This is a genomic window from Cupriavidus sp. 01L45, from assembly GCF_056399885.1.
Genome location: NZ_JBFTSG010000179.1, coordinates 1 through 475 on the forward strand (window position 1 = coordinate 1; position 475 = coordinate 475).

The 475-nt window shown below is 54.4% G+C and carries 2 rRNA genes; both read right to left on the reverse strand.

Annotation, left to right across the window (positions count from 1 at the left end):
* Positions 1-13 precede the first annotated feature (13 nt).
* Positions 14-126: ribosomal RNA gene (gene rrf, locus AC1DT6_RS40605) — 5S ribosomal RNA — on the reverse strand.
* A 128-nt stretch (positions 127-254) separates the two neighbouring features.
* A 23S ribosomal RNA gene (locus AC1DT6_RS40610) occupies positions 255-475 on the reverse strand; the annotation flags it as partial.

Below are 475 nucleotides of genomic sequence, written 5' to 3' on the forward strand. Positions count from 1 at the left end.
GTTTCAAGGGAGAGCCTGGCGATTACCTACTTTCACACGGGTATCCGCACTATCATCGGCGTGGAGTCGTTTCACGGTCCTGTTCGGGATGGGAAGGGGTGGTTCCAACTCGCTATGGTCACCAGGCATRAACGGTGGCCGCGTTGAGCMATGTTCAACGCAGCGAATAGGGATGTAGTAGGGGTTGTGCGTATCGGCCAAGCTGCCTAGCAGCGGCACGCGACACTCACACCAGGTAGAAACACACTGGTTATAGGATCAAGCCTTACGGGCAATTAGTACTGGTTAGCTTAACGCATTACTGCGCTTCCACACCCAGCCTATCRACGTCCTGGTCTCGAACGACCCTTCAAGGAGCTCAAGGCTCCAGGGAATCCTCATCTTCAGGCGAGTTTCCCGCTTAGATGCTTTCAGCGGTTATCTCTTCCGTACATAGCTACCCTGCGATGCCTCTGGCGAGACAACAGGTACACCA